The organism is Bradyrhizobium sp. McL0616 (genome assembly GCF_049993385.1).
Taxonomy (GTDB): Bacteria; Pseudomonadota; Alphaproteobacteria; order Rhizobiales; family Xanthobacteraceae; genus Bradyrhizobium.
This window is the reverse complement of record NZ_CP188255.1, coordinates 177,242-195,800: the sequence shown is the minus strand read 5'-3', so window position 1 is coordinate 195,800 and position 18,559 is coordinate 177,242. Positions and strand designations below refer to the sequence as shown.

The 18,559-nt window shown below is 64.3% G+C and carries 17 protein-coding genes and 2 pseudogenes; 5 read left to right on the top strand and 14 right to left on the bottom strand.

All coding sequences use genetic code 11. The features are described from left to right. Positions 1 to 98: 98 nt before the first annotated feature. Together ACPPVR_RS00910 and ACPPVR_RS00905 are read right to left on the bottom strand one after the other, a co-directional pair. Positions 99 to 566, bottom strand: a complete 468-nt coding sequence (locus ACPPVR_RS00910) for a hypothetical protein (RefSeq protein ID WP_426612435.1) — start codon at positions 564 to 566, stop codon at positions 99 to 101. Between the two features lie 109 nt (positions 567 to 675). Then, positions 676 to 1,578, bottom strand: a pseudogene (locus tag ACPPVR_RS00905) (YifB family Mg chelatase-like AAA ATPase); the annotation flags it as partial. Positions 1,579 to 1,620: 42 nt separating this feature from the next. Between ACPPVR_RS00905 and ACPPVR_RS00900 the strand changes: the two are divergent. Both ACPPVR_RS00900 and ACPPVR_RS00895 read left to right on the top strand, forming a co-directional pair. Beyond that, positions 1,621 to 1,818 (top strand): hypothetical protein, encoded by a 198-nt coding sequence (locus ACPPVR_RS00900; RefSeq protein ID WP_426612434.1) that lies wholly within the window; start codon positions 1,621 to 1,623, stop codon positions 1,816 to 1,818. Between the two features lie 12 nt (positions 1,819 to 1,830). Further along, a complete protein-coding gene (locus ACPPVR_RS00895; protein WP_426612433.1) occupies positions 1,831 to 3,405 on the top strand; it encodes a recombinase family protein in 1,575 nt (524 codons plus the stop codon). Positions 3,406 to 3,458: 53 nt separating this feature from the next. Here the strand turns inward: ACPPVR_RS00895 and ACPPVR_RS00890 are convergent, their stop codons facing one another. Continuing rightward, the gene (locus tag ACPPVR_RS00890; protein ID WP_426612432.1) at positions 3,459 to 3,629 is read right to left on the bottom strand and encodes a hypothetical protein; all 171 of its coding nucleotides are present in this window, start codon (positions 3,627 to 3,629) and stop codon (positions 3,459 to 3,461) included. A 1,531-nt stretch (positions 3,630 to 5,160) separates the two neighbouring features. Then, positions 5,161 to 5,805 (bottom strand): annotated as a pseudogene (locus tag ACPPVR_RS00885) (magnesium chelatase domain-containing protein); the annotation flags it as partial. A gap of 227 nt (positions 5,806 to 6,032) precedes the next feature. Here ACPPVR_RS00885 and ACPPVR_RS00880 point away from each other — a divergent pair. Then, entirely contained in the window at positions 6,033 to 6,278 is a 246-nt protein-coding gene (locus tag ACPPVR_RS00880; protein WP_426612431.1) for a PilZ domain-containing protein, read from the top strand. A 79-nt stretch (positions 6,279 to 6,357) separates the two neighbouring features. Further along, positions 6,358 to 7,134, top strand: a complete 777-nt coding sequence (locus ACPPVR_RS00875) for a tetratricopeptide repeat protein (protein WP_426612430.1) — start codon at positions 6,358 to 6,360, stop codon at positions 7,132 to 7,134. A gap of 81 nt (positions 7,135 to 7,215) precedes the next feature. Here the strand turns inward: ACPPVR_RS00875 and ACPPVR_RS00870 are convergent, their stop codons facing one another. The 7 genes from ACPPVR_RS00870 to rsmI form a co-directional block, all read right to left on the bottom strand. Beyond that, on the bottom strand, positions 7,216 to 8,505 hold the full coding sequence (locus ACPPVR_RS00870; protein ID WP_426612429.1) for an AAA family ATPase: 1,290 nt from the start codon (positions 8,503 to 8,505) through the stop codon (positions 7,216 to 7,218). Then, positions 8,502 to 9,239, bottom strand: coding sequence for a CpaD family pilus assembly protein (locus tag ACPPVR_RS00865; RefSeq protein WP_426612428.1), 738 nt, complete (start codon positions 9,237 to 9,239; stop codon positions 8,502 to 8,504). Before ACPPVR_RS00865 ends, ACPPVR_RS00870 begins: the two co-directional genes overlap by 4 nt. Before the next feature lie 56 nt (positions 9,240 to 9,295). Continuing rightward, entirely contained in the window at positions 9,296 to 10,813 is a 1,518-nt protein-coding gene (locus ACPPVR_RS00860; RefSeq protein ID WP_426612427.1) for a type II and III secretion system protein family protein, read from the bottom strand. A gap of 14 nt (positions 10,814 to 10,827) precedes the next feature. Continuing rightward, a complete protein-coding gene (cpaB, locus tag ACPPVR_RS00855) occupies positions 10,828 to 11,643 on the bottom strand; it encodes a Flp pilus assembly protein CpaB (protein ID WP_426612426.1) in 816 nt (271 codons plus the stop codon). A gap of 474 nt (positions 11,644 to 12,117) precedes the next feature. After that, positions 12,118 to 13,062: a glutathione synthase gene (gshB, locus tag ACPPVR_RS00850; RefSeq protein ID WP_426612425.1), complete on the bottom strand. Its 945-nt coding sequence runs from the start codon at positions 13,060 to 13,062 to the stop codon at positions 12,118 to 12,120. A 10-nt stretch (positions 13,063 to 13,072) separates the two neighbouring features. Further along, positions 13,073 to 13,486, bottom strand: a complete 414-nt coding sequence (locus ACPPVR_RS00845) for a YraN family protein (protein ID WP_426612424.1) — start codon at positions 13,484 to 13,486, stop codon at positions 13,073 to 13,075. After that, a complete protein-coding gene (gene rsmI, locus ACPPVR_RS00840; RefSeq protein WP_426612423.1) occupies positions 13,473 to 14,423 on the bottom strand; it encodes a 16S rRNA (cytidine(1402)-2'-O)-methyltransferase in 951 nt (316 codons plus the stop codon). Before rsmI ends, ACPPVR_RS00845 begins: the two co-directional genes overlap by 14 nt. A gap of 325 nt (positions 14,424 to 14,748) precedes the next feature. On the opposite strand from rsmI, the gene ACPPVR_RS00835 reads away from it, so the two are divergent. Further along, on the top strand, positions 14,749 to 15,981 hold the full coding sequence (locus ACPPVR_RS00835) for a penicillin-binding protein activator (RefSeq protein WP_426612422.1): 1,233 nt from the start codon (positions 14,749 to 14,751) through the stop codon (positions 15,979 to 15,981). A 43-nt stretch (positions 15,982 to 16,024) separates the two neighbouring features. Here ACPPVR_RS00835 and hemW read toward each other — a convergent pair whose 3' ends face one another. The 3 genes from hemW to rph are packed head-to-tail and all read right to left on the bottom strand — an operon-like array spanning position 16,025 to position 18,526. Further along, positions 16,025 to 17,179 carry a radical SAM family heme chaperone HemW gene (hemW, locus tag ACPPVR_RS00830; protein ID WP_426612421.1) on the bottom strand — a complete coding sequence of 385 codons (1,155 nt, stop codon included), beginning with the start codon at positions 17,177 to 17,179 and terminating at the stop codon, positions 16,025 to 16,027. Next, a complete protein-coding gene (rdgB, locus tag ACPPVR_RS00825) occupies positions 17,166 to 17,801 on the bottom strand; it encodes an RdgB/HAM1 family non-canonical purine NTP pyrophosphatase (protein ID WP_426612420.1) in 636 nt (211 codons plus the stop codon). Before rdgB ends, hemW begins: the two co-directional genes overlap by 14 nt. A gap of 11 nt (positions 17,802 to 17,812) precedes the next feature. After that, positions 17,813 to 18,526 carry a ribonuclease PH gene (gene rph / locus ACPPVR_RS00820; protein ID WP_426612419.1) on the bottom strand — a complete coding sequence of 238 codons (714 nt, stop codon included), beginning with the start codon at positions 18,524 to 18,526 and terminating at the stop codon, positions 17,813 to 17,815. Between the last annotated feature and the right edge of the window lie 33 nt (positions 18,527 to 18,559).

Below are 18,559 nucleotides of genomic sequence, written 5' to 3'. Positions count from 1 at the left end.
CCTTGTGACCGCCGTGCGCGACGATGGGCCCGCCGACCTTGCGAACGGTTTGAGGTTTGGAGGCCGCCTCCAAACAGGGTTGACGAGGTGTTAACGGCTCAGAGCGAGGCGGCCTGGAGGTGGCGCTGGCCGCCGCGTGCGCCGACGATCAGGGCGGCGGCTTCCTTCTGCGAAAACGTCCGCGAGCGCACATAGATGCGGTATTCGGCAGGTCCCTCGGTGGAGAGATAGATCGTCGGGCGGTCGCCACCCGGCTGTCCGGAAATCGCGATGAGGCGTGTCGAAGGATTGCCCTGACAAGCGCCCGGCTCCTCGCTCGCGCCGTCATCGACCACCGCGAAATCGGCAGCGTCGGCGTCGTCGGTGATCTGCACCCGCACTGTCGCCTGTGCAGGATCGTCAGTGAAGGCGACCTGGATGCCGGCGGTCCAGAACAGGGATGTGAGCTCGACCGAGGTTTCGCCGATGGCGACGCAGGGATGCGAGACCGATCCGATCTCGCTGTGGGCGAACACCGCAGCCGCCAAAAGGGGAACCGCCGAGGCCAGGATCTTGAAACGCAACATGACACGCTACTCGCCAGGCCCGCATGGAAACTCGTGCAGGGAACAGTGGGCCTTATGGTTTGCAGAGCGTAAAGGAAACTCGTTACCGCCGGGTTGATGCGCGGAGACGTCACGCCATCTGCCGCACATCCTCCGCGAGTGCGCGGTAGGACAGCGCTTCGGCGAGATGGAGCCGGCCGATCCTGGCCGCGCCGTCGAGGTCGGCGAGCGTGCGCGCCACCCGCAGTACACGATGATAACCGCGCGCCGACAGCCGCATGGTTTCGGCCGCATCGCGCAGCAGCTTCTGGCCTTGCGCATCCGGTTTTGCGATCTCCTCCAGCACCGAGGCCGGCGCCTCGGCATTGGTGCGGACTTGCGGCAGGCCCGCATCCGCGTAACGCGCAAGCTGGATGTCGCGCGCCGCCGCCACGCGCGCCGCAACTTCGGCGGAACCTTCCGCCGGCGGCGGCAAGATCAGATCCGCCGCACTCACCGCGGGAACTTCGATGCGCAGATCGATGCGGTCCATCAGGGGGCCGGAGATGCGCGCCTGGTAGTCGCCGGTGCAGCGGTCGATGCGGCCGCGCTTGCAGGAATAGCCCGGCTCAAACGCATTGCCACAGCGGCAAGGATTCATCGCGGCGACCAGCATGAAGCGCGCCGGATAAGTCACGCGGTGATTGGCGCGGGAGACCGAGACTTCGCCATTCTCCAAGGGCTGGCGCAGCGAATCCAGCACGCGCGGATCGAACTCCGGCAGCTCGTCGAGGAACAGCACGCCCTGATGTGCCAGCGAGATCTCGCCGGGCTTTGCGCGTGCGCCGCCGCCAGTGAGCGCAGCCATGCTGGCGGAATGATGCGGCGAGCGGAACGGCCGCCGCGACGTCAGCGCACCGCCTTGGATCTCGCCGGCGACGGAAGCGATCATCGAGACTTCCAGCAGCTCGCTCGGTGACAGCGGCGGCAGGATTGACGGCAGGCGGGACGCCAGCATCGATTTGCCGGCACCGGGCGCGCCGATCATCAGCATGTCATTGCTTCAGTGCCCACGATTGGCTAACTGGAGCAGATCATGAACAGCATCACCACAACCATCATCAGCCGTATCGCAGCCACCCTCATTCGTCGTAGCTGGGACATCCAGAGCGCCGCTGAGCTTAGCCAAGCCCGAGCGGAACGCATGGAGGTGTGGGCCAACGACTTAGCCGCTCGGTGGGGTGTCGTTGATCCCGTACTAACCATGGTCACCCGTGAAGTCCTGAGCCGCTGAGGACCCGACCCCATGGACATGCAGCGGCCCGCGCGGGCGTACAGTTACGTTCGGTTCAGCACACCGGAGCAGGCCAAGGGCCATTCGCTCCAGCGCCAGACTGATGCGGCGCGGGCGTGGGCCGCTGCAAATGAGGTGGTGTTAGACGATGAATTGACGTTTCAAGACAGGGGCGTCTCGGGGTTCACAGGTGCAAATGTGGAGACGGGAGCCCTTGGCACGTTTCTAGAGCGCGTCAAAGACGGCACGATACCGCGCGGCTCTTGGCTCCTAGTCGAAAACCTAGACCGCATCAGCAGGCAGGCGGCGCGCAAGGCCGTGAGAACTATTGAGGACATCGTGGAAGCCGGTGTCACAGTGGTCGACATGTCTGATGGAGGACGGGAATACAGCGCGGAGACACTCGACAGAGACCCGATGCTCTTTCTGATGATGGTGGTCCGCTTTATCCGCTCCAACGAGGAAAGCGTCACGAAGAGTGCACGTGTGGCGAGCGCGCATGCCCAGCGCAGGCAGAAGTTCGCAAGCCAAGAAAAGCTTACTAAGCCCTACACCCTAAAGCTACCTGCGTGGATACGCTGGAGCAGCGAGCAGTTAAATTACGAACTGATTGAAGATAGATCAAAGCGGCTTGTGTGGATGTTCGAGCTTGCGGCGGAGGGCGAGGGCGCTGAGAGTATCGCTAAGCAACTGAACGACGCTGGGGTCGATACGTGGGGCGCTGGAGGCTGGAAGGCCGCCTATTGGCATAAGAGCTACATAAGGAAGCTGCTGACGAACAAAGCAGCCATTGGCATCTTTGTGCCCCATCGGGTGACGCGGTCAGGCGGCAAGGTAGTCAGGACAGAGCTTGATGCTATCGCTGGACGCTTCCCGGCTGCGGCGTCCCGTGAGTTGTTCGATGCAGTGAACGATAGGCTGGCGACTTCAGCTCCGAAGGGACGCAATGCGGCTGCGCCAGTCCGTAACATCTTCTCAGGCGTCATGCATTGCGAGTGCTGTGGCGGGACGGTAACGCGGATCAATAAGGGCGAGCATATCTACTTGGCTTGTTCGGTGGCGAGGTCGAAAGCTGGCGTCCATCGCAATTGGTCCGTACCTTACGATCAGGCCGTGCAGGCGTTCAGAAGAGAGCTTAAGAAGACGCTGAGAGCCTCGCCTGTCGGCGATGACATGTCTTCAATCATTGAGCGCCTACAGCAGTTGGAGGTGGAGATTGATGCGGGTCACTCCGCTATCGCGGAATTGATGGATATTGCAATTAGTGAGCGGAGCAAGGCTGCACGGAAGAAGCTGCAGCAGTACGAGGCTGAGCTTGAGGCTCTGGAGCGTGAACACCGCACATTGAGCGAGCGCAGAGACGCTAGGAGGACGGCCAGCGTGAGCGCGAGGCTGGGCGCGGTCAGAGATGCATTGACCGGTAAGACCGTGGACGTAGCTGCAGCGAACAAGGCGTTGCGGGGGGCGATCAAGTCGATGGTGATGCACCCCCACAAGGGGACCTTGGACATCCAGTGGCATCATGCTGAGGCGGTGCAGGACGTGCAGTTCATTACGAGCCGCAGGGAGACGGAGGAGATTGGGTGAGCCGGTGAGCCTATGCCACCGACGAGAGCCTGAGCAGCCTGCGGTGACTGCAGCTAGGTCGCGCGCCTCTCAGTCTTATCTGAACGGTGGGTTTTGCGCAGCGCATCCAATGCAATTCGCACGTGATGGGCGGCTTTCTGGTTACCGACCTTTTCAATACATTCGAGCGCCCGTTGCAAATACTGCATAGAAGTCTCGGCAGTCTCATCGAGATCAGCGGTCATTGGACTGTTCGTACCGAATTCTGTTCGGTTCGCCATCCACGCGCTGCGCATAAGCCACATGCAGAGGCGGGATGGTGTCGGGCGCGCGCATGCCGAAGGCGCGGCGAGTATCGCCAAAGCAACTCAATGGGCTCCAGGTGGGGAAGGCCAAGCTTCCATCAGAGAGACCATAGGCTCATCAGGTCATCATGAGATGTCTGGTCTATCGACCATGATAACTTCACCTGAGGTCTACCCGGGACACCTATGGGTACCTTAGGGAACCCATGTATCCCTAGGCTCTCTCTGCATAGTGACAGCGCAGAGCGGTGAGGAGGTGCAAAGGCTGGTCGATTAATGGCGATAGCCAGACCAACTTTGGAGGGATGGTCTCCCCTAAGGATACCTAGGGGCTCTGGAGCCTTCTGTGTTGGTGTTGCTATCGCAACTAAGAACTTCTCTCTGGCTGCTCGTCAGGAAACCTATGTAAGCATCTCTTCCCCAATCCCTAATTGGTACGTCCTCGCTTTTTTCCTCAATGTCAAGTCTGCATATTGTCGCAGGCCACAGATGGGGCGACGCGATACCTTAGGAGGCTCAGTGGCTTAACGACCTTCTGGGGTCGCATGTTCACAGGTCCGTGAGGTATCAAATCGGGCTGGAATTAGGCGCGTTATTGGCGAAAGTCTGGCTCGGGTAAGGCCTGGGGGTGACCGAGGAACCGATTGAACATTGGTCTAAGGCGACCATTGGACAGCCCGGGAAGGTTAGGAACCCTGACCAATCATAGCGAGTGCAATGCTGTCAGGAGGCCCTCCTGAGGACGCTCATGGGTTTTGTGGTCGGCATGTAGGCGAGGTAGAGTCAAGCGGAAGGCCACTCAGTGGGGCTTAAAACGCGCTCCTGAGCGCGGGTCTGGAAATAAGCGTAATCCAAGCCCGGGAACCGTGGGAAGTTCCTACGCTCGCCTTAGGCGCGAGGCTATCGCCTCAATACAACTACAATGATTGCCCCCGGAGGGCACCGAGGGCACCGCAGACGCCTACGGCGAACACCGGCGCTTAGATGCGCATAGGGGCCCGCCGAGGCAGAGAGAGGGCAAACGGGCCGGGAGGCTCCTGCAGCCCGAGGGGATCAAGGCGGCTCATGCCCTTGGTTTGATAGCCGTTTTGGTCTCAACCACCGTCGCGCAGCGGGAACAGACGAATACGTGCAGGATGGCGTTTTCCTCCGCGACGAGAGCCGACCGGGACCATGCCAATTTGGTGCCGCAGAGTTCGCAGATCGGCACAGCTAACTGTTCTAATGATCGCCGGAATGCTTCCATGCCCAACACCGCTTCGGAAACACTTCTACACCAGTTCCGAACAGGGCCACTGATAAATTCAAACTGCTGCTGCGAGCCGGGCGGAGGCTGAGGGCCTTTAGGCTTGAGTTTTGAAATTCGCTGCAGGAATGCGCCCAAATGGGGCCCCCTTCGCCAGAGAGGACCCAATCTGAAATGCATAGGAGGCATGCAAGGTGATCGGTCTATCGACCATTGAAGAAATCACAGGAGCAGATGATGTCCGCCGGCGGCTGCGATCTCCAGCGCCCGCTTGGCGCTCTCCTGGCCCTTGATGTCGCGCAGATCGAGCAGCGAGGCCGTGGCCTCATGCACCTTCGGCACCGGCCGCGACAGCACCTGCGTGCCTTTGAAGTGATTGGCGATCTGAATCAGCGAGTGTGCGGCAATGATCTGGATGTCCGGGCTCGCCCACGCCGCCTCCGAGCCGCAGGCGGCCGGACAGATCAGACCTTCCTCGCGCACATTGGCGCCGATCGCGGCAGGCAAAACGCCGGCAACGGGCGCGATCGAGCCGTCGAGGCCGAGTTCGCCGAGCACGGTAAAACCCGTCAGCGCATCCGGCGGGATGGCACCGATCGCCGCCATCAGTCCGAGCGCGATCGGCAGGTCGTAATGGCTGCCCTCCTTGGGCAGATCGGCCGGCGCCAGATTGACGATGATCCGCCGCGCCGGCAGCGCAAGTCCCGAGGCGATCAGTGCCGAGCGGACCCGCTCCCGCGCCTCCGACACCGCCTTGTCGGGAAGACCGACAATGGCAAAGGCCGGAAGGCCGGGTGCGACCTGCACCTGCACGTCGACGGCACGGGCCTCGATCCCCTCAAAGGCGACGGTGGAAACCCGCTGAACCATGCCCGAACCAGCCTGCCCTCTTGCACAATCGAGGGTAGCAGAGCCCGATCTTGTCTGCAAGAACAATACGGGAACGAGCCCGGTGGCCTCGCCAGCCCTAACCAATCGTAAACAGGGCGCTGACACTACGCCTCGAATGCGAGCGGCTCCGATCAGCACATTCCAACGAATGTCCGCTACTTCTAGAGCTGCGGGATGGGCCGTGGTCTAACAAGTGAACAATCAAAATGCTTGCAAATCGCCGCAGAAGCGAACGTAGGGTGTGCACGCGGCTCGCCAAAATTCATTTGGGCGCGGGGTCGCTGCCGAGGGACTGTACGATCACGGATATCTCGGACGGGGGCGTGAAAGTGGTGGCGGAGTTTCTCGAACTGCCGCCGCAATTCACCATCATCTTTGCGCCCGACTATTCCCGCCAGTGCCGCCTGCGCTGGCGCATCGGCTGCGAATTCGGTGCCGAATTCACCGACTGAGCCGGATCGAGACGCGTCCTTAACGGGAATTTAGCGTTAATCGGTAAGCATCGCTGATCAGTCGCCGAGTGATCAGAGTATGCCCAAGCGTTTGTCCCTTGCCTCTCCCCAGGCAAGATATCTGTTGTCCGCGCTTCTGATCCTTGCCCTCGGCGGCTGTCAGACGATGAGCCTCGAGGATGTCACCGGTGCGCTCGGCAGCAAGTCGGAACCCGTCGCCAACGCCGACGCCAGGCCGGACATGGACGCCCTGCGCGAGCGCTACCGCGCCAAGCCGAGCGATGCCAACATCGCGCTCGACTACGGCAAGGCGCTGCGCGAGACCGGCCAGCGCGCCCAGGCGGTCGCGGTGCTCGAGCAGGCCGTGCTCGCCCATCCCAGCAACAAGGCGCTGCTTGCCGGCTACGGCCGCGCGCTCTCCGACAACGGCAATTTCCAGCAGGCTTACGACGTGCTCAGCCGCGCGCATACGCCGGAGGATCCCGACTGGCGCATCCTTTCGGCACAGGGCGCGGCGCTCGACCAGCTCGGCCGCAACGACGAAGCGCAGCAATATTATGCGACCGCGCTGAAGATCGTGCCGGACGAACCGCAGGTCTTGTCCAATCTCGGCCTGTCCTACGCGCTCCAGAACAATCTGCCGAGGGCCGAAGAGACCATGCGCCGCGCCTATGAGCGCAACGCCGCCAATCCCCGCGTGCGCGCCAATCTCGCGCTGGTGCTGGGACTGGAAGGAAAACTGGCCGAGGCCGAGACCATCGTGAAGGCCGATCTGCCGCCGGACCAGGCGGCGGCCAAGGTCACGGCACTCCGGCAGCTGCTGGCCAAGAAGCAGCAACAGCGGGCGGAAAAATAGTCCGCCGCAGCCTGGATTCTTGGTTTGACGCGTTTTCCTTACGCGAACCGGTATCCACTTCGCTCGAAAACGCTCCGGCGCTTACGATGCCTTGCGATGCGGCGCGGATCCGCGTCCCGATCTGCCCTTCAGCTTCTTCAGGAGCGGTCCGAGCAGCGAACGCTTCGGCTTCTTCACCTCGCCGCGTCCGGCGAGACGGTTCGCCATGTTCTGGAACAGCTCGGTGGTGCGGTGGCTCTTGGAAACCTCCGCGATCATCTGGCCGTTGTTAGCCGCGGTCGAGAACAGCTTCGAATCGAACGGGATCACTGCGAGCGGCGGGCTTTCCATGGTCTTGGCGAACGACTTGACGTCGATCTCCGCTCGCTTGTGCATGCCGATCTGATTGATGCAGTAGAGCGGCGGCCGGTCGTTCGGCCGCGCCGCCTTGAGCACCGTGAGCATGTTCTTGGTGTTGCGCAGGTTCGCGAGATCGGGCTCGGCCACGATCACGATGTCGTCGGCGTTGATCAGCGCGCGCCGCGTCCAGCCCGACCATTGATGCGGCACGTCGAGCACGATGCAGGGCGTGGTCATGCGCAGCGTGTCGAACACCGCGTCGAAGGCTTCCGCGCCGAAATCATAGACACGATCAAGGGTCGCGGGCGCAGCAAGGAGGCTGAGGCGCTCGGTGCATTTGGAGAGCAGGCGCTCCATCAGCGCCGTGTCCGGCCGGTCCTGCGACAGCACTGCGTTGGCGATGCCCTGTGCCGGGTCCTGGTTGTAGTCGAGGCCGGCGGTGCCGAAGGCGAGATCGAGATCGATCACGACGGAATCGAGCGCGAGGTCGCGCGCGATGGTCCAGGCCACGTTGTGCGCGACAGTCGACGCGCCGACACCGCCCTTGGCGCCGACCACGGCGATGACGCGGCCGGTGATGATGGATTCAGAGGCCGAGAACAGGCTGCAGATCGAGCGCACCACGTCGATGGTCTCGACCGGCCCGATCACGTAGTCGTTGACGCCGCGGCGCACCAGCTCGCGATAGGGCGCAGTGTCGTTGGGATTGCCGATCACGACCACGCGGGTGCCGGGATCGCAAACGCCGGCGAGATCGTCGAGCCCTTCGAGGATGTCGCGGGTGCCGTCGGATTCGATCACGATCACATTCGGCGTCGGCATCGTGTCATAGACTTCGATCGCGGCAGCGAGGCCACCCTCTCTCGCGGTGAGATGCGCCTTGGCGAGACGGCGGTCTTGCCCTGCCGCGGTCATCGCGGCGAGCGTCTGCTCGGTCTCGCAAAATGCCTGCACCGAGATGCGAGGCACTGGCGAAATGTGTTCCTCGGGGTGCTGCGGATCGTCCGCTTCTTCGTCGTGGAAGCTGGTCATTTGCCTGTGTCGCTGAGTTTGGCTTTTTCGGTCTCGGGATAGGTGGTCGTTGTCGTCGCGCCCTTGCGGTAGCGGTCGAAGGCGATGTCGCGGCGTGCGGTATAGGCCGGCGTCTCGGCGCGCGGCTGCTCGAGGTCGGCGGGGTTGTCGATCATCGCCGCGAGATTGCGCTGGGTAGCGCAGCCGAGATTGAAATAGGGCCGGTTCTCGTTGTAGCCGGGGTCGAGGATGGACGGACCCATGTCCTCGGGCCACAGCCCGCAGGGGCCGGCGACCGCCGCGATCCTGGAATAGCTCAGGCGGATGGTCGGCAGCAAAGCGGGATCTTCGGGACGATAGGGATGCTGGACGATGGCGCGCGACGGCACGCCGCTGGCGCCGAGCACCGAGCGGATTTCGTGATAGGTCGCAGCAGCAGCGCGCGAATTCGCGGTGTCGACGGGCACGTCGACGGTGACGGAACCAGTGCCTTCGCGCACCCAGTCCTGGGCAATACCCGCGACGTCCGAGTGCTGCGCGGCCGAGAGGCCGCCTCTAGCCTTGCCGACGAAGATCACGATCGAGCGCTTGGCTTCCTGCACCGCGATCGGGTGGCGCTGGCGATAATCGGTCGGCACCGTCTGGGTGGTGACGACGTCGCCGGTGGTGTTGCACGCACCCAGCATGACGGAAAGCCCCGTCAGTGCGAGCGCGATGCGCAATTTGCGACGTCGATCGGCTATCGTCTTCGTCATCGGCTTGTCCCCACTTGCCCCGTTTCTCGCCCCGTTCCCCAAACTGTCCGTTCGCGTCAGTCGATGATGAAGCCGAAATCGCCCTGGTTGCCGTCCATCGGATCGACGCGGCGTGCGATCCCATAGAGGCGGTTCATGCGGCCGAGCAGCGCAGACTGCGCATCCGACGACGGCGCGAAGCCGTCATCGGGCCGCGACAATTCCTTCTGGGCAACCGCGCGCACCACATAAGGCGTCACGATCACCATCAGCTCGGTCTCGTTGTTGACGAAATCCTGGCTGCGGAACAGCGCGCCGAGGATCGGCACCTGGTCGACGCCGGGCAGGCCGTTGATCGCCTGCTTGGTCTGCTGCTGGATCAGGCCAGCCATCGCCATCGAGCCGCCCGAGGGAATTTCCAGCGTCGTTTCGGCGCGGCGGGTCTGGACCGATGGGATGGTGATCGAGTTGGTCGAGCTCGCGGACAGCGACTGCGATACCGTGATGGCGTTCTGGCTCGACAGCTCCGAGACCTCGGTCATCACGCGCAGGCTGATCCGGCCCTCGCTCAGCACGACCGGGGTGAAGTTCAGCGAGATGCCGAACTTCTTGTAGGTGATCTGGGTGGTACAGACATGCGTGGTCGGATCGCAGGCGTAGCCCCCGGGAATTGGAAATTCGCCGCCGGCGATGAAGGTCGCCGATTCACCGGAGATCGCCGTCAGGCTCGGCTCGGCCAGCGTCCGCATCACGCCGGCGGTCTCCATCGCGCGCATGGTGGCGCTGACGGTGGCGACGCCCTTGGTGAGGCCGGCAACGCCGAGCCCGTTGTTGCTGACCAGCGGTCCACCGCTGGCAGAGAACGGGTTGGAATTGTTGAAATTCACGACCGCAGTGCCGGCGTTCAGGCTGGCGCTGAGGTCGACTCCAAGCTGCTTGACGATGTCGCGGCGCACTTCGCCGACGACGACTTTCAGCATCACCTGGTCGCGGCCGCGCACGACAATGTTGTTGACGACCTTTTCCGCGCCGCCGACGAGCTTGGCAGCGACGTCGCCGGCCTGCTGGGCCTCGACCGGGCTCGACACCGAGCCCGTCAGCATCACGCTGTCGCCGACGCCCTCGATCTGCACGCCCGGCAGCGATGAGCGCAGCGCCGCGCGCATGCCGTTGAGGTCGCGCTTCACTGCGATGTCGTAGGCCGCGACCTGCTGGCCGTCGGCGGAGAAGAACACGACATTGGTCTGTCCGACCGTGCCGCCGATGATATAGGCGCGCTGCGCCGAGCGGATCACCGCATTGGCGATCTTGGGATCAGCCACCAGCACATCCTTGACCTCGCGCGGCAGGTCGATGACGACCGACTTGCCGACGCCGAGTGACAGGAAGCGCGTCCGGGCCGGCGCGATGGTCGCGACCGGCGCCACGCCGAGATCCGGGGCCTGCATCGGCGCCTGGTCTCCGACCGGCGCATCCGCAGCGCTGACCCAATCAGGAGCTGCGACCAGCCCCAGCATCAGCATGGCCCCCGTCCAGAACGAACGTGTGCGCTTCGCCCGAATGCGCAGGCCCGTCCGATTATCCCCGTAGTTCATCTTGGGTGTCCCCATCACTTCTGTGACGTTAGTTGCCGCACCTGCACGCCGTAGCGGATCACGTTGACGCCGCCGGCACGCCTGGCCGCCTGGTCTTCGACCGTAATCTCGGACGCGTTGGCATCGGCGATGCTGCGCAGCGCGAGCGACAGCGTGCCGGCCTGGCGCGAGACCGATAGCGTGGCGACCTGGTCGGGCTTGAGCTCGAGCGTGACGGTCTTGCCGAGCACGGCGTTCTGGCCGTCCTTTTCCTTCGGCGCCTGGTCGATTGCGAGCACGCGGATGTTGGTCAGGACGACCTCTGACAGGATGAGGTCATTGCCGCCGGTCGGGCCGTTGGCGCCCTCGGGATTCTTCAGGCGGTGCGTCAGCACGATGTCGACGCGGTCGTTCGGCAGGATGAAGCCGCCGGCGCCGGTCTCGGCCGAAATTTCGGTGGAGACGGCCCGCATGCCGGACGGCAGGATCGCGGCCATGAAGCCGGAGCCGTCGGCCTTCACCAGCTTCTGCTCGCGGATCGGCTCGCCCTGCATCAACGGGACGCGGGCGATCGAGCCTGCGATCTGCGTCTGTGCGTCGGGCCGGCTGTCACGGCGGATGAAGGCGCTGCTGGCGGTGGTCGACGGCCAGGTCTGCCATTGCAGATCCTCGGCCTTCACGGCCTGGCCGAGCTGGATATCGGATTTGGCGACGAGCACCTCGACCGTCGGCAGCTTCTCGGCCACCGGGAGAACGGGTGCGGACTTGTTGTCATAGCCGCTCGCCAGATACGCGGCGATGCCGCCGGCGCCCAGCGCAATGACGAGAACGACAATGCGTGCGGTGTTCATACGCCTCTACTCTTACGCGGGGCACTCGAACCGCACGTGGCGGGTTCCCCGGTGTCGATGAGTAGGGAGTAAAAGTATAAGGGGTGTTGCGAGGCCGAGTGTGATGGTCCGTGACCGCGGGAGTTCTGGCCAGATGGTGAATGCCGCGTTATTCGGCGAACGCCGGCTCCGTAGATTCACGCAAGCCGGCTCCCGCGTTCGAACGAGGCGCAGGGCGTCATGGTGAATGGAGGGTTAGTGATGGGCGGGTTGATGGACCGTTGCTACGGCGATGAGACGGAAACAACGCGACACATCACCGGTGTCGTCCCGGCGAAGGCCGGGACCCATACCGCGTGATGCTTCGATGGCAGAAGGAAGAAGTACCCACTCCCGGTCTTCGCCAAATCTCTGCCTGTGGGTATGGGTCCCGGCCTTCGCCGGGACGACATCGAGGAGAGATCGCGGACGACACGAACGCGGCAATTGCAGCCTTTACCTCGCCCGCTTCTGCTCGATCACGTCCCAGACCTTCGCCGCGACATCCGGCCCGCCCAGCCGTGCAATCGCGCGGATGCCCGTCGGCGAGGTCACGTTGATCTCGGTGAGATTGCCGTTGATGACGTCGATGCCGACGAGCAGCAGCCCGCGCTCGCGCAGCGCCGGGCCGACGGTGGCGCAGATCTCCCGCTCGCGGGGGGTGAGCTCGGTCTCATGCGCCGCGCCGCCGCGCACCATGTTGGAGCGGAGGTCGTCGGCGGCCGGCACGCGGTTCACCGCGCCGGCGAACTCGCCGTTGACCAGGATGATGCGCTTGTCGCCGTGCTTCACCTCGGGGATGAACTGCTGGATCACCCAGGCCTCCTTGAACGTCACCGAGAACATGTCGAACAGCGAGCCGAAATTCATGTCCTGCGGCATCACGCGGAACACCGCGGCGCCGCCATGGCCGTGCAGCGGCTTCATCACGACTGCGCCGTGCTTGTCGCGAAACGCGTTGATCTCGTCGAGGTCGCGCGAGATCAGGGTCGGCGGCATCAGCTGCGGAAAGTTCATCACGAACAGCTTTTCCGGCGCATTGCGCACCGAAGCCGGATCGTTGACCACCAGCGTTTTGGGATGGATGCGCTCGAGCAGATGCGTCGAGGTGATGTAGGCGAGGTCGAACGGCGGATCCTGGCGCAGCAGCACCACGTCGAAGCCGTTCAGCGCCTCGCGCTGGGGCTCGCCGAGAGTGAAGTGATTGCCGGGCTCGTCGCGCACGGTCAGGAGCTGAACCGGAGCGACGATTTCTTCGCCGATCATCGAGAGCTTGTCGGGCGTGTAATAGGACAGGCCGTGGCCGCGCTTCTGCGCCTCCAGAAGCAGCGCAAAGGTGGAATCGCCCTTGATGTTGATGCGGGCGATGGGGTCCATCTGGACGGCGACGTTCAGTTTCATGGTCTGCCTTTCAGGTCGAGGCGTCGAATGCCGCCAACACATGGCGCGGAAGTGACCGCGGCGCAATCAGCATGGCGTCGAATCGCAGCTCGAATTCCGCATGCTCGGGATGCGCGGCGAGCCAGCCCTGTGCGGCGTCGATGATGCGCTGCTGCTGCCGCGGCGTCACGGCATAGGCGGCCTCATCGAGGCTGGCGCGCGCCTTGACCTCGACGAAAGCGATCAAATTGCGCCGTCGCGCCACGATGTCGATCTCGCCATGCGGGGTGCGGTAGCGTTTGGCGAGGATGCGGTAGCCCTTGGCCATGAGGAAGGCTGCGGCACGGCTCTCGGCCGAGATGCCGGTGCGGAACGCGGCGACGCGCTCGGGCGAGGTGACTTTCGGTTCCTGTTTAGGGTCTTGGGCATCCTTAGTCTTCGCCATCGTCGCTCCGCAGCACTTTGGCGAGCTCGAGCGCGCGGGCATAGACCTCGCGGCGCGGCCGCCCGGACAGCTCGACCGCATGCGCCACCGCGTCCTTGACGCTGTGTGTTGCGAGCTGGCTGCGCAGGAGACTATCCAACGCGTCCGACGTCATTACCTCGGCATCGGCCGCGGGCGGAGCGATCACCAGCACGAATTCACCGCGTGTCTCAAGCCGGTCGGCGTCGCGTGCGAGCTCACTGAGCGGCGCGCGGGTGATTTCTTCATGTAGCTTGGTCAGCTCGCGGCAGATCGCGGCTTCGCGCGTCCCCATGATCTCGGCGAGCTCGGCCAGCGTGTCCTGCACGCGGTTGCCGGAGTCGAACATCACCAACGTCGCATCGATACGGGCAAGCTCGGTCAGTCGCGCGCGCCGCGCTGCCGATTTCGACGGCAAGAAGCCCTCGAAGAAAAAGCGGTCGGTCGGCAGTGCGGCGACCGACAGCGCCGCCAGCACCGAGGACGGGCCGGGCAGCGCATAGACCGCATGGCCCGCGGCGCAGACCTCGCGCACCAGCTTGAAGCCGGGATCGGAGATCAGCGGCGTGCCGGCATCCGACACCAGCGCGATCGAGCCGCCCTGTGAAAGCCGCTCCAGGATCTTTGGACGCGCCGCTTCGGCGTTGTGCTCGTGATATTGTTTGAGCTGCGCGGCGATGTCGTAGCGCTCGGTGAGGCGCCGCGTAATGCGGGTGTCCTCGCAGGCGATGACATCGACGCCGGCCAGCGTCTGGAGCGCGCGCAGCGTGATGTCGCCGAGGTTGCCGATGGGGGTCGCAACCAGATGGAGGCCCGGCGCAGCCTTCGGCGCGGCGAGCCGCTGGGCGTCGATCGAGAAACCGCGCGGGGCGGCGTCCGTATTTTCAGGTGTATTTATCGGGGCCGGCTTTGCGCGCATAATGAAACGAACTTAGGCATGTTACGGAGGGCTGGGAACCGGTCCTCCGAAAAAGACCGGTCGCGGGACTGGAATGTGATCCATCCGGGATCACATTCGAGAGGGAATGAAGCGTCAGCGTCATATTCGCGGCGGAAACGCCGCCTTGTTGCGTTGTGACGGACGGCGAACAGCTGGCCAGGCACGGGAGGCGGCCGCGTTAAGCGGTCATTATCCTTTTGTTTTGGTTAACTATTTGCCGACAATATGCCTGAATCCGCGGCTTCTGTCGCGGCAAGATTTGGTGTGATCGGCTGGCGACGGCTGGTCAGAAGATAGAGCTGCCATGGTGGGCCCGCGTCGTCCGAAATCTCCCGTTCCCGGGCCCCGATCGTCGGGTGCGACCAGGCGGAGCGCGCTTGGCCTGTTGCTCGGCGCGCCGCTGCTGTCGGCCTGCGCCGGGGTGCAGCAGAGCCTCAGCCAGTTCTCCAATCCTTTTAGCAGCCCCTCGGCCCCTGCCCAGCCGGCCGGTCCGCCGCAGCAGGCCACCACGGCCGGCACCGGCGGTGTGAAGGTCGCTGTGATCCTGCCGCTCTCGGCCGCCGGCAATGCCGGGCTCGCGGCGCAATCCATGCGCAACGCCGCCGAGATGGCGCTGGCCGAGTTCCAGAACCCGAACATCCAGCTCCTGATCAAGGATGACAACGGCAGCCCGCAAGGCGCCCAACAGGGCGCGCAGCAGGCCGTCGACGAAGGCGCCGAGATCATCCTGGGCCCGCTGTTCGCGCAGTCGGTGCCGGCGGTGGCGCAGGTCGCGCGCACGCGCGGCATCTCGGTGATGGCGTTCTCCACCGATTCCAGCATCGCCGGCCGCGGCGTCTATCTGCTCTCTTTCCTGCCGGAGTCCGACGTCAACCGCATCGTCGAATATTCGGCCAGCATCGGAAAACGCTCTTTCGCCGTGCTCGTGCCCGACAACGCCTATGGCAATGTGGTCGAGGCCGCGGTGAAGGCGGCGGTGCCGCGGCGTGGCGGGCGCATTGTTGCGTTCGAAAAATACGGCGCGGATCGCGCGACGCCGGCGCGGACCGTGGCGCAGCAGCTCGGCAGCGCGGACGCACTGTTCATTGCCGATGATGGTGACGCCGTCGTCGCGGTGGCCGATGCAATGACCGCGGCGGGTGCGAATTTGCGCAACATCCAATTGCTCGGCACCGGTCTCTGGGACAATCCGCGCGTCTATGCCAGCCCAAACTTGCAAGGCGGCCTCTACGCCGCGCCTGATCCGGCCGGCTTCCGCGCTTTCTCCGGCCGCTACCGCACCAAATACGGCGCCGAGCCGGTGCGCACCGCGACGCTTGCCTATGACGCGGTCGCGCTGGTCGCAGCGCTTGCGCGCACGCAAGGCACCACGCGCTTCTCGTCCGACGTGCTCACCAATCCCTCTGGTTTTGCAGGTATCGACGGCCTGTTCCGCTTCCGCGCCGACGGCACGAACGAGCGCGGGCTTGCGGTGATGAAGGTGACGACTGGCGGCGGCGTTGCGGTGGCGGGCTCGCCGAAGAGTTTTGGAGCGTAGCTCTTGCTGCCCCCTCGCCCCGCTTGCGGGGAGAGGCGAAGAACTACGCAGCTAAATCCGCGACCACCGCATCCAGCACCGGGAATCCGCTGCTCGTCACGCGCAGGCGTCCTGTCGCATCGACCGTGATCGCGCCCTCCTCACGCAGCAGCGCGATGCGTTTGGGATCGAGCGGACGGCCGGAGAGCGCGGTGTAGCGCTCGGGGTCGATGCCCTCGGCGAGGCGCAATCCCATCAGCAAAAATTCGTCGGCGCGCTCTTCGCTGTTGAGGAGGTCGTCGGTCACGACGCCATTGCCGTTGGTTTCGACCCGCATCAGCCAGGCTTCGGGGCGCTTCTCGGTGGCGATTGCGTGCCTGATGCCATCGATATCGAGCCGTCCGTGCGCGCCGGGGCCGACACCGGCATATTCATTGCCGCGCCAGTACACGAGATTGTGCCGGCACTCGGCACCAGGGCGCGCGTGATTCGAAATCTCGTAGGCGGGCAGGCCGAGCTTTTCGCAGGTCTCCTGCGTCACGTCGTAGAGCGCGCGCGCGACCGCTTCGTCCGGCGTCTTCAATTTGCCGGCCTGGTGCAGGCCGAAGAACGGCGTGCCTTCCTCGATGGTTAGTTGATAGAGCGATAAATGCTCAGCGGCTTCGTCGATCGCGAGCTTTAGTTCGTCGGCCCACATCGCCGGCGTCTGGTCTGGGCGGGCGTAGATCAGGTCGAACGAGTAACGATCGAACGAGCGGCGCGCGATCGCGACGGCATCGAGCGCCTCGCGCGCACTGTGCATGCGACCCAGCGCTTTCAGCGAGGCATCGTCCAGCGCCTGCACGCCAAGCGACACACGATTGACGCCGGCTGCGCGATAACCGGCGAAGCGCGTGGCTTCGACACTGGTCGGATTTGCCTCGAGCGTGACCTCGACATCGCCAGCGACTTTCCAGTGCTTGCCGATCGCGTCGAGCACCGCGCCGACAGTTGCCGGCTGCATCAGCGACGGCGTGCCGCCGCCGAGGAAGATCGATGTGACCTCGCGGCCGGGTGCGCGCTGCGCTGTCGTTTCAATCTCGCGCGCGAAGGCGGCGGCGAAGCGCGCCTCGTCGATTGCGACGTGGCGGACATGGCTGTTGAAGTCGCAATAGGGGCACTTCGACAGGCAGAACGGCCAGTGCACGTAGACGCCAAAAGCTTCCTTAGCGCGGCTCAAGGCAGATCTCCGCCAGTTTCACGAAAGCGCGGGCGCGATGCGACAGGCCAAGGCCGAGCGGTGGCAGGCCGTGCTTCTCGATGCTGGTCATCTCGCCGAAGGTGCGGTCGTGTCCATCCGGCAAGAACATCGGGTCATAGCCGAAACCGGCGGTGCCGCGCGGCGGCCACACCAGCGTGCCGTCGACGCGCGCCTCGACCTCTTCGAGATGATCGTCGGGCCATGCGACGCAGAGTGCGGAGACGAAATGCGCCGCGCGCTTGTCCGGCGTGGTGGCCCCGCGCTCCTGCAACAGGCGTTCGATCTGTGCCATCGCGGCAGCAAAATCTTTGCTCGGGCCGGCCCAGCGCGCGCTGTAGATGCCGGGTGCGCCGTCGAGCGCGTCGACCGCGATGCCGGAATCATCGGCGAATGCGGGAAGCCTGGTCGCCTGCGCCGCCGCGATCGCCTTGATCGCGGCATTGCTGCAGAAATCGTTGCCGGTCTCGTCCGGCTCGCCCAGGCCGAGCTCACCCGCCGACACCGCCTCGATGCCGTAAGGCGCGAGCAGCTCCTTCATCTCGGCGAGCTTGCCGGGATTGTGGGTGGCGATGACGAGCTTTCCGGTGATTCGGCGGTGCATGGGCCTATTGACTACGCGACAGCCAGTTTCTGCAAGTCCACGAGCCGTGCGATACCCTTTTGGGCGAGCGCCATCAACGCCAGGAACTCGTCCTGCGTGAACGGCTCGCGTTCCGCGGTGCCCTGCACCTCGATGATGCGGCCGTCGCCGGTCATGACGAAATTCGCGTCAGTCTCGGCCTCGGAATCCTCGGCGTAGTCGAGATCGAGCACGGGCTTGCCCTTGTAGATGCCGCAGGAGATCGCGGCGACGTTGTCGCGCAGCACATTGGCCTTGATCATGTTGCGCGTCTTCATCCAGCTGATGCAGTCGGCGAGCGCGACCCAGGCGCCAGTGATCGACGCCGTGCGGGTGCCGCCGTCGGCCTGGATCACGTCGCAATCGACCGTGATCTGGCGTTCGCCGAGCGCTTCGAGATCGACGATGGTGCGCAAGCTGCGGCCGATCAGGCGCTGAATCTCGACGGTGCGGCCGCTTTGCTTGCCGGCCGAAGCCTCGCGGCGGGTGCGTTCCAGCGTGGCGCGCGGCAGCATGCCGTATTCGGCGGTGACCCAGCCGCGGCCCTGGCCCTTCAGCCAGGGCGGCAGGCGCTCTTCCAGCGTGGCGGTGACCAGCACATGGGTGTCGCCGAACTTCACGAGGCAGGAGCCTTCCGCATATTTGACCACGCCGCGCTCCAGCGTCACGGGGCGCAATTCATCGGGCGCACGGCGGCTTGGCCGCATGGGAAATCCTCCAAAACTCACGGGAATAGGCTG